The 9798-nt window shown below is 74.1% G+C and carries 7 protein-coding genes; all 7 read left to right on the forward strand.

Annotation, left to right across the window (positions count from 1 at the left end):
- Window positions 1-2 precede the first annotated feature (2 nt).
- Window positions 3-2222 carry a hypothetical protein gene (locus ACFRQN_RS23055; protein ID WP_380741768.1) on the forward strand — a complete coding sequence of 740 codons (2220 nt, stop codon included), beginning with the start codon at window positions 3-5 and terminating at the stop codon, window positions 2220-2222.
- Between the two features lie 55 nt (window positions 2223-2277).
- A complete protein-coding gene (locus tag ACFRQN_RS23060) occupies window positions 2278-3693 on the forward strand; it encodes a DUF6519 domain-containing protein (RefSeq protein ID WP_380741770.1) in 1416 nt (471 codons plus the stop codon).
- Window positions 3694-3965: 272 nt separating this feature from the next.
- On the forward strand, window positions 3966-4058 hold the full coding sequence (locus tag ACFRQN_RS23065; protein ID WP_310593099.1) for an Ms4533A family Cys-rich leader peptide: 93 nt from the start codon (window positions 3966-3968) through the stop codon (window positions 4056-4058).
- A 145-nt stretch (window positions 4059-4203) separates the two neighbouring features.
- Window positions 4204-5925: an ABC transporter substrate-binding protein gene (locus tag ACFRQN_RS23070; protein WP_074006034.1), complete on the forward strand. Its 1722-nt coding sequence runs from the start codon at window positions 4204-4206 to the stop codon at window positions 5923-5925.
- A gap of 32 nt (window positions 5926-5957) precedes the next feature.
- Window positions 5958-7037 (forward strand): ABC transporter permease, encoded by a 1080-nt coding sequence (locus ACFRQN_RS23075; protein WP_380741772.1) that lies wholly within the window; start codon window positions 5958-5960, stop codon window positions 7035-7037.
- Complete coding sequence (locus ACFRQN_RS23080) at window positions 7034-8023, forward strand: ABC transporter permease (RefSeq protein WP_049651523.1); 990 nt, start codon at window positions 7034-7036, stop codon at window positions 8021-8023. The genes ACFRQN_RS23075 and ACFRQN_RS23080 overlap by 4 nt, the downstream gene beginning before the upstream one ends.
- Window positions 8024-8064: 41 nt before the next feature.
- On the forward strand, window positions 8065-9753 hold the full coding sequence (locus ACFRQN_RS23085; RefSeq protein ID WP_380741776.1) for an ABC transporter ATP-binding protein: 1689 nt from the start codon (window positions 8065-8067) through the stop codon (window positions 9751-9753).
- Window positions 9754-9798: the final 45 nt, after the last annotated feature.

Genomic DNA, 9798 nt, shown 5'->3' on the forward strand with positions numbered 1-9798 from the left:
GCATGACCAGGGACCCGGACGGGCTGCTGGATCTGCTGCCCCAGTGGCACCGGCTGCGGGACGCCGACGCGGGCGAGCCGCTGCGCGCCCTGCTGGCCGTCATCGCCGAACAGGTCGACGTCGTCCGCGGCGGCGTCGACCAGGGCTACCAGGACTGGTTCGTGGAGACCGCCGCCGACTGGGCCGTCGCCTACCTCGGCGACCTGGTCGGCTACCGGATCCTGCCCGGCTACGAGGAGGTGCTCGCCACCGGCCTGCACGGCGAGGCCTCCGCCGAGCGGATCGCGGCCCGCGACCGGCTCGCCGCCCGGCTGGCGCCCCGCCAGGACGTCGCGAACACGGTCGCCAACCGCCGCCGCAAGGGCACCCTCGCCCTGCTGGAGGAGCTGTCCGCCTCGGTCGCCGACTGGCCGGGCCGCGCCGTGGAGCTGTCCCGGCTGCTCGCCGGCACCCAGCCGGTGCGGCTGCTGCGCCCGGACGAGGAGCCGGCCGACCGGCAGCGGCTGGGCCGGGGCCGGCTGGTCGACGTCCGGCGCGGCGCGGCGCTGGACCTGCTCGGCGGGCCCTTCGACGGCCAGGCGCACACCGTCGACGTCCGCCGGGCCGCCTCCCCGCGCCGCCAGGGCGGCTACACCCCGGCCGGTGTCGCCCTGTCCGTGTGGCGGCTGAAGCCGTATCCGGTGACCCGGGCGCCGGCCTACTGCGTCGACCGGGCCAGGAACCTCTTCACCTTCTCCGTCCTCGGCAACGACGCCCCGCTGGTCACCCGGCCCGAGCCGGGGCCGGCCGGCGCGCACCCCGCGACGGCCGACACCGTGCCGGCCCCGATCCGGCGCCGACAGCTGGCCGAGCGCACGGCCGACTACTACGGGCCCGGCAAGAGCTTCGCCATCTGGCGCGACGGCTCCCAGGAGCCCGTCCCGCCCGCCGAGATCGTGGTGGCCGACCTGACCGACTGGACGTACCGGCCCAAGCGCGGCCAGGTCGCCGTCGACCCGCTGCTCGGCCGGATCGCCTTCGGCGCCCGCTCCGCCCCGCGCCGCGGCGTCTGGGTCGACTACCACTACGCGTTCGGCGACGACACCGGCGGCGGCGAGTACCCGCGCGACCGCCCGGAGGCCCGGCACCGGACGCTCTACCAGGTCGGCCCCGGCCGGCCGTTCGAGCGGATCAACGACGCGTACGAGCAGTGGCGCGCCGACCAGCGGGACGGCACCGCGGGCGGCTCCGCCGTCATCGAGATCACCCACAGCGGCGCCTACCAGGAGCAGTTGGACTTCGACCTGGAGGCCGACGACCGGCTCGAACTGCGCGCCGCCGAGGGCACCCGGCCGGTGATCCGGCTGCTCGACTGGTACAGCAACCGGCCGGACGCGCTCAACGTCCGGGGCACCTGCGCGGGCGGGCGGCTCGTCCTGGACGGCCTGCTGGTCACCGGTCGCGGGGTCAACGTCACCGGGCCGCTCGCCTCCGTCACCCTGCGGCACTGCACCCTGGTGCCGGGCTGGTCCCTGGAGCCGCACTGCGAACCGCACGCGCCGCAGGAGCCCAGCCTGGTGCTGGACCACACCACGGCCTGCGTCCGGATCGAGCGCAGCATCCTGGGCACGATCCAGGTCGTCGGCGACGAGGTGGACGACGACCCGCTGGAGATCCACCTGGCCGACAGCATCCTGGACGCCACCGGGCCGGACCGCCCGGCGCTCTCCGGGCCCGACTGCGAGCACGCCTACGCGGTGCTGCACGCGCACCGCTCCACGGTGGTCGGCGAGGTGCACACCCACGCGGTGCGGATCGCCGAGGACAGCGTCTTCACCGGCCGGATGCGGGTGGCCCGCCGCTCGCTCGGCTGCCTGCGGTTCTGCTACGTGCCCCCGGGCTCGCGCACCCCCCGCCGGTACGAGTGCCAGCCCGACCGGGTGCGCTCGGCGGTGACCGAGCTGGTCGAGCGCGGCGAGCTGGACCCGGCGCGGGCCGAGCGGCTGCGCGAGACCGAGGCGCAGCGGGTGCGCCCGCTCTTCACCAGCCTCCGGTACGGCACGCCCGGCTACGGCCGGCCGGCCGCCGGTTGCGCGCCGGAGATCACCCGCGGCGCCGAGGACCGCTCCGAACTGGGCGCCTTCCACGACCTGTTCCAGCCCCAGCGCGAGGACAACCTGCGGGCGCGGCTGGCCGAGTACACCCCGGCCGGCACCGACGCCGGCCTCTTCTTCGCCACCTGACCGACCCTGAGCAACTCCCAACCAGCTAAATACCGTTGACTGTGAGAGGGACCCCGTGCACGCAGACTTCTCGCGCCTGACCTTCCGACCCGGCAGGCACTACTCCGCGGTGCTGACCCAGCAGGGCCGGGTCCAGCTCGACGCCGACGCCAACGAGCAGGCCGCGATCGAGCGCCACCAGCTGCGCACGCTCGCCACCGACCTGATCGGCCGGCGCGGCGGGCCCGCCGGCGCGGCCGGGTTCGCGATCGGCTACCTGCCGGGCAACCACGACCTGGACGACCTCGCCATCGGCGGCGGCCGGTACTACGTGGACGGCGTCCTGTGCGAGGCCGACCGGCCCGGGCCCGGCACCGCCGTGCCCGACGACGGCGTCTGGGGCGCCGAGACCCGGGAGGTGCCCGCCGGCTGGACGTACTGGGACCAGCCGGACGCCTACCGGGACCAGGAGCGCCCCGGCGACCGGCTGCCCGACGCGTTCCCGTTCCTGGTCTACCTGAAGGTCTGGGAGCGCAGTGTCACCGCCGTGGAGGACCCGGAGATCCGCGAGGTCGCGCTCGGCGCGGCGATGCCCGACACGGCGGCCCGGGCCAAGGTCGTCTGGCAGGTACTGGCCCTTCCCGCCTCGGAGTTGAACGTGCCGGACGGCGGTCCGTCCCGGGTGCTGGAGGCCTTCGACGCCTGGGCCGCGCCCCGCGAGCGGCCCTCCTCCTGGCTGGCCGCGCGGGCCCGGCGGCCGGAGCGGGCCGGCGAGGACCCGTGCCTGGCGCACCCCGAGGCCGGCTACCGGGGCCCGGAGAACCAGCTGTACCGGGTGGAGGTCCACCACGGCGGATCGGCGGAGGGCGGCGCCACCTTCAAGTGGTCCCGGGAGAACGGCTCGGTCGTCCTCCCGGTCGCCTCGGTCGAGGGCGTCTGGGTCGCCCTGGACACGCTGGGCGACGACGACAAGCTCGGCCTCTCGGTGGGCGACCGGGTCGAGGTCGCGGACAGCGCGTACGTCAGCCGGGACGAGGCGGCGAACCTGCTCCAGGTGGAGGAGATCGACCTGCCGGGCCGCCGGGTGCGGCTGTCCGCCGAGCCGGTCCCGGGGGTCGGGCGGCTGTCCGAGCTCCACCCCTTCCTGCGCCGCTGGGACCACCGGGAGGCCCGCGGCCGGGACGCCCTGCCCCTGGCCGGCGGCGCCCTGCAGCTCGCGGAGGGCGCCTGGCTCGACCTGGAGGACGGCGTCCAGGTGTACTTCCGGCCGGGCGGCGCCTACACCCGGGGGGACTACTGGCTGGTCCCCGCCCGGACCGCCACCGGGTCGGTGGAGTGGCCGCGGAACGCGGCCGGGGAGGCGCTGCTCCAAGAGCCGGCCGGGGTCCGGGTGCACCACGCCCCGCTCGCCTGGGTGAAGGGCCCGACCACCGTCGTCGACCTCCGCCAGACCTTCGCCCCGCTGACGGCCACCGCCCGCTCCGAGATCTGATCGGCCGGGGCGCGACGGCGGGCGCGGCAGGGCCGTCGGCGTCCTCGAGCCGAGGGCCGCGGGCCCGGGTGGGGGCGTCGACGGCGAAAGGGGAACCGGCCACGCCCCCCACCCGCGCACATCGGCCATCCCACCGATACGTCGCGGACATTCCCGGTGTTCGCGGTGTTCGTGGTGTTCGCGGTGCCCCCGGTGTTCGCGGTGTTCACGTGTTGTCCGAATGATGGTCGGGCTTTTTGACATCCTCCTTATCGTCATACATTCTTCTCGGCATGTCTGACCGTCACCCGATCACGTGCGCCGCCATCGAGCTGGCGCTGATCGGCGTGGCCGCGCACTGCGTTTCCGACAATCTCTGTCGCTGAATCCGCCCTGTCCCGACGCGTTTAGCGGTGATCGCCGCGTCGGGGCGTCGCCCCCTGCTGCGGGCGCGGTGCCGCTCACTTCCCCAGGCCTCACTGTCGCCCGCCTTCCTCCGTACACCATCGGTAGCGAAAGGCCCCCTTTCCGATGTCTCGAACCACCACCTTCACCCCTCGCCGCCTCGCCACGGCGACCGTCACCGTCGCACTGGTCGTCGGGCTGGCGGCGTGCGGACCGAAGGCCGACGGCGGTGGAGGCTCCGGCAAGGACGCCGCGCCGCAGCAGGGCGGCACCCTCACCGTCCTCAACCAGAACCCGCAGGACCAGTTCGACCCCGCGCGGCTCTACACCTCCGGCGGCGGCAACGTCCCCTCCCTGGTCTTCCGCACCCTCACCACCCGCAACCGGGCCGACGGCGCGGCCGGCACCAAGGTCGTCCCGGACCTCGCCACCGACACCGGCACCCCGTCGGAGGGCGCGACGGTGTGGACGTACCACCTCAAGGACGGCCTGACGTTCGAGGACGGTTCGCCGATCACCACGGCCGATATCAAGTACGGCATCGAAAGGTCATTCGCCCCCGAACTCTCGGGCGGTGCACCGTTCCTGAGGGACTGGCTGGTCGGCGCCGCGGACTACCAGGGCCCGTACAAGGACACGCGCGGTCTGGACGCCATCGAGACGCCGGACGAGAAGACCATCGTCTTCCGCCTCAACAAGCCCGAGGGCGACTTCCCGTACCTCGCCACCCAGACGCAGTTCGCCCCCGTCCCGAAGGCCAAGGACACCGGGACGAAGTACCAGGAGCACCCCGTCTCCTCCGGCCCCTACCAGGTCGTCAAGAACGAGAACGACGGCGCCCACCTCGTCCTCAAGCGCAACCCCAACTGGTCGGCGGCGACGGACGACCAGCGCAAGGCGTACCCGGACACCATCGACGTGCAGTCCGGGCTCGACCCGGCGGTGATCAACCAGCGGCTCTCCGCCGGCACCGGCGCCGACGCGGCCGCCGTCACCACCGACACCAACCTCGGCCCCTCCGAGCTCGCCCAGGTGAAGGACGACAAGTCGCTCGCCGCGCGCGTCGGCACCGGCCACTTCGGCTACGTCAACTACCTGGCGTTCAACCCGAAGGTCAAGCCCTTCGACGACCCCAAGGTCCGGCAGGCCGTCGCCTACGCGATCAACCGCACCTCGGTCGTCAACGCGGCCGGCGGCTCCTCGCTCGCCGAGGCCGCCACCACCTACCTGCCCGCCCAGGAGACCTTCGGGTACACGCCGTACGACCCGTTCCCGGCCGGTGCCACGGGCAACCCGGCGAAGGCCAGGGAGCTGCTGAAGGAGGCCGGTTACCCGGACGGCCTGACCATCACGCTCACCCACTCCAGCGCCACCGGCAAGGGCTACGGCCCGGACCTGGCCGCCGCCGTCCAGGACGGCCTGAAGGCCGCCGGGATCACCGTCCAGCTGGAGGCCCTGGACTCCACCCGGTACTCCAAGACGATCCACACCGTCGGCACCGAGCCCGGCCTCTTCCTCTCCGGCTGGGGCGCCGACTGGCCGTCCGGCGGCCCGTTCCTGGCCCCGATCTTCGACGGCCGGCAGATCGTCACCGACGGCTACAACTTCAACTCCGCGCAGCTGGACGACCCTTCGGTGAACGACGAGATCGACCAGATCAACAAGATCACCGACCACGCCGAGGCCGCCAAGCGCTGGGGCGCCCTGGACAAGCGGATCGGCGACCAGGCCCTCACCGTCCCGCTGTTCCACCCCGTCTACAAGCGGCTGTCCGGCAAGGACGTCCGCAACATCGTCATCAGCGACTGGACCGGCGTCCTCGACATCTCCCAGGTCGCGGTCAAGTAGCGGACGGGACCGGACGGATCGATCGGACAACCATGGCTCCACAGCAACCCCGAGCCGGGGAGGCCCCCGCGGCCTCCCCGGCCGCCGGGGGACCACAGGTGTGGCGGCGGCTGCTCGCGCGGCGCGCCGCCCTCACCGCCGGCCTCGTCATCGTCCTGCTCGTCCTGATCGCCGCGGCGGCACCGCTGCTCAGCGCGATCGAGGGCCAGGACCCCACCAGTTACCACAACGACCTGCTCGACTCGGCGGCCGGCGGGGTGCCCACCGGCTCCTTCGGCGGCGTCAGCGCCGAGCACTGGCTCGGCGTCGAACCCGGCACCGGGCGGGACGTGTTCGCCCGACTGGTGCACGGCGCCCGGATCTCGCTGCTCGTCGCCGTCGGCGCCACCCTCGTCCAGGTCGCGATCGGCGTCCTGCTCGGCCTCGCCGCGGGCCTCGGCAACCGGTGGCTCGACCAGCTGATCGGCAACACCACCGAGGTGATGCTCGCGCTGCCCACGCTGGTCTTCGCCATCTCGCTGATGGCGGTCGTGCCCCCCGGCTTCCCCCGCCCGCTGCTGCTGACCCTGGTCATCGGGCTGCTGGGCTGGGCCGGCACCGCACGGGTGGTCCGGGCGCAGACGCTCAGCCTCCGGCAGCTCGACTACGTGGCCGCGGCCCGGCTCGCCGGCGCCACCCGGTGGCGGATCGCCCGCCGGGAGCTGCTGCCGTCCCTGGCCGCGCCGGTCATCACCTACGCGGCGGTGCTGCTGCCGTCCAACGTGGTCGCCGAGGCCGGGCTGTCCTTCCTCGGGGTGGGCGTCAAGCCGCCGACCTCCTCGTGGGGCCAGATGCTCTCCGGGGCGACCACCTGGTTCCGCGCGGACCCGATGTACGTGCTGCTCCCCTCCGCGCTGCTGTTCACCACCGTGCTCGCCTTCACCGTGCTCGGCGACGCCGTCCGCACCGAGCTCGACCCCCGTGCGGCCTCCCGGCTGCGGGTCGGTACGGCGCGCGGCGGCTCCGGTCCGTCGAACGCCGGCCCCTCGGGTGCCGGTCCGTCGAACGCCGCTCCGTCGAACGCCGGTCCGTCGAGCGCGGGCCGGGGCCCCTCCGAGGAGGCCACCGCATGACCCGCTTCCTGCTCCGCAAGGCCGTCGGCATGCTCGGCGTCCTGCTCGTCCTCTCCCTGGTCGTCTACGCGGTCTTCTACATCGCCCCCGGCGACCCGGCCCAGCTCGCCTGCGGCGAGAAGTGCAGCCCCGCCCAGGTCGCCCAGGTGCGCGAACGGCTCGGCCTCGACGCGCCCGTCTACCTCCAGTACGCCCACTTCCTCCAGGGCGTCGTCGCCGGCCGCGACTTCAGCGCCGGGACGGGCCTGCTGCACTGCCAGGCGCCCTGCCTGGGCATCTCCTACCGCAGCGGCGAGCAGGTCACCGACATGATCACCGCCCGGCTCCCGGTGACGGCCTCGCTGGCGCTCGGCGCGATGGTGCTCTGGCTGGTCCTCGGGGTCGGCACCGGGCTGGTCTCCGCGCTGCGCCGGGGCCGGCTCAGCGAGCGGCTGCTGACCGCGCTGACGCTGGCCGGCAGCTCCATCCCGGTCTTCGTCATCGGCCTGGTGCTGCTCATCGTCCTGTGCGCCCAGCTCCAGTGGCTGCCGTTCCCGAGCTACGTGCCCCTCACCGAGGACCCGCAGCAGTGGTTCTGGGGACTGCTGCTGCCCTGGGTCTCGCTCGCGCTCATCGAGTCCGCGAAGTACGCCCGGCTGACCCGCTCCTCCATGCTGGAGACCCTCGCCGACGACCACATCCGGACCTTCCGGGCGTACGGCGTCAGCGAGCGGCACCTGGTGACCAGGCACGCGCTGCGCGGCGCGCTCACCCCGGTGATCGCGCTGACCGCCATCGACCTCGGGACGATGTTCGGGTCCGCCGTGCTGACCGAGTCGCTCTTCGGCCTCCCGGGGCTCGGCAAGCTGCTGGTCACCTCGGTCGGCCTGATCGACCTGCCGACCGTCGTCGGCCTCACCCTCGTCACCGGGTTCTTCGTGGTCCTCGCCAACGTCATCGCGGACGTGCTCTACGCGGTGACCGACCGAAGGGTGGTCCTGACGTGAGCGCCGGAACCCTGAGCCCCGAGCCCCGGGGCTCCGAACCCCTGGCCGCCGAAGCCCGGGGCGAGGCCCTGGTCGACGTCCGGGACCTGGTCGTCGACTTCCCGGTCGGCGACGGCCACGTCCGCGCCGTCGACGGCGTGGGCTTCACCCTGGAGGCCGGGCAGGCGCTCGGCATCGTCGGCGAGTCCGGCTCCGGCAAGAGCACCGTCGCCTACGGGCTGCTCGGCCTGCACCGCGGCACCGGCGCCCGGATCGGCGGCTCGGTGCGGGTCGCCGGGGTCGACGCCGTCACCGCCGAGGGCGACGAACTCCGGCGCCTGCGCGGCGGGTTGGCCGCCATGGTGTTCCAGGACCCGCTCTCCGCCCTCGACCCGTACTACGCGGTGGGCGACCAGATCGCCGAGGTCGTGCGGGTGCACCGGGACGTCTCCCGCCGGGACGCCCGGGCCCGGGCCGTCGAGGTGCTCGACCGCGTGGGCATCGCCGACGCGGCGCGGCGCTCGCGGTCGCGTCCGCACGAGTTCAGCGGCGGCATGCGCCAGCGGGTGCTGATCGCGATGGCCCTGGCCTGCGAGCCGCGGCTGCTGGTCGCCGACGAGCCGACGACCGCGCTGGACGTCACCGTCCAGGCCCAGATCCTCGACCTGCTGCACGAGTTGCGGGCCGAGACCGGGGCCGGGCTGGTCCTGGTCACCCACGACCTGGGCGTGGTCGCCGGGAGCGTCGACCGGGTGCTGGTGATGAAGGACGGCCGGGCCGTGGAGCACGGGCCGGTCGCCGAGGTGCTGGGCGCTCCGCGCGAGCCGTACACCCGCGCGCTGCTGTCGGCGGTGCCCCGGGTCGACGCGCCCGCCGAGTCGGCCGAGCCGACCAGGTCGGCCGGGCCCGTCGGGGATGACGTGCTACTCGAAGCCGTCGACCTGCGCCGGGAGTTCGCCACCCGCGGCGGCCTCACCCGGCGCACCGGCCCGGTGACCGCCGTGGACGGCGTCTCGCTCACCGTACGGGCCGGCGAGACGCTGGGCGTGGTCGGCGAGTCCGGCTCCGGGAAGACCACGCTCGGGCGGATGCTCGTCCGGCTGCTGGAGCCGACCGGCGGCCAGCTGCACTACCGCGGCCGGGACATCGGAGCGCTCGGGGAGAAGGAACTGCGCCCGATCCGGCGAGAGTTGCAGATGGTCTTCCAGGACCCGGTGTCCTCGCTCAACCCGCGCCGCAGCATCGGCGAGTCCATCGCCGACCCGCTGCGCATCGCCGGGGAGAGCGACGAGCGCCGCATCCGCAGCCGGGTCGGCGAACTCCTCGAACGCGTGGGGCTCGACGCCGACTGGTACCACCGCTACCCGCACGAGTTCTCCGGCGGGCAGCGGCAGCGGGTCGGCATCGCCCGCGCGCTGGCGCCCCGACCGCGGCTGATCGTCTGCGACGAACCGGTCTCCGCGCTGGACGTCACCACCCAGGCCCAGGTGGTCGAGCTGCTGGGCGAGTTGCAGCGCGACCTCGGCCTCGCGCTGGTCTTCATCGCCCACGACCTCGCCGTGGTCCGGCAGGTGAGCGACCGGGTCGCGGTGATGCGGGCCGGGCGGATCGTGGAACAGGGCGACGCCGACACGGTGTACGACTCCCCCCAGCACGCCTACACCAAGGGCCTGTTGGCCGCCGTGCCGGTCCTGGACCCGGCCGAGGCGACCGCCCGCCGCCACGCCCGCCTGGCCTCCGCCGGCGCCTGACCGTCGACTGCCCGGCCCGGGTCGCACCTCACGGGGTGCGACCCG

This window comes from Kitasatospora sp. NPDC056800, assembly GCF_042789775.1.
In the GTDB taxonomy this organism is placed as follows: Bacteria; Actinomycetota; Actinomycetes; order Streptomycetales; family Streptomycetaceae; genus Kitasatospora.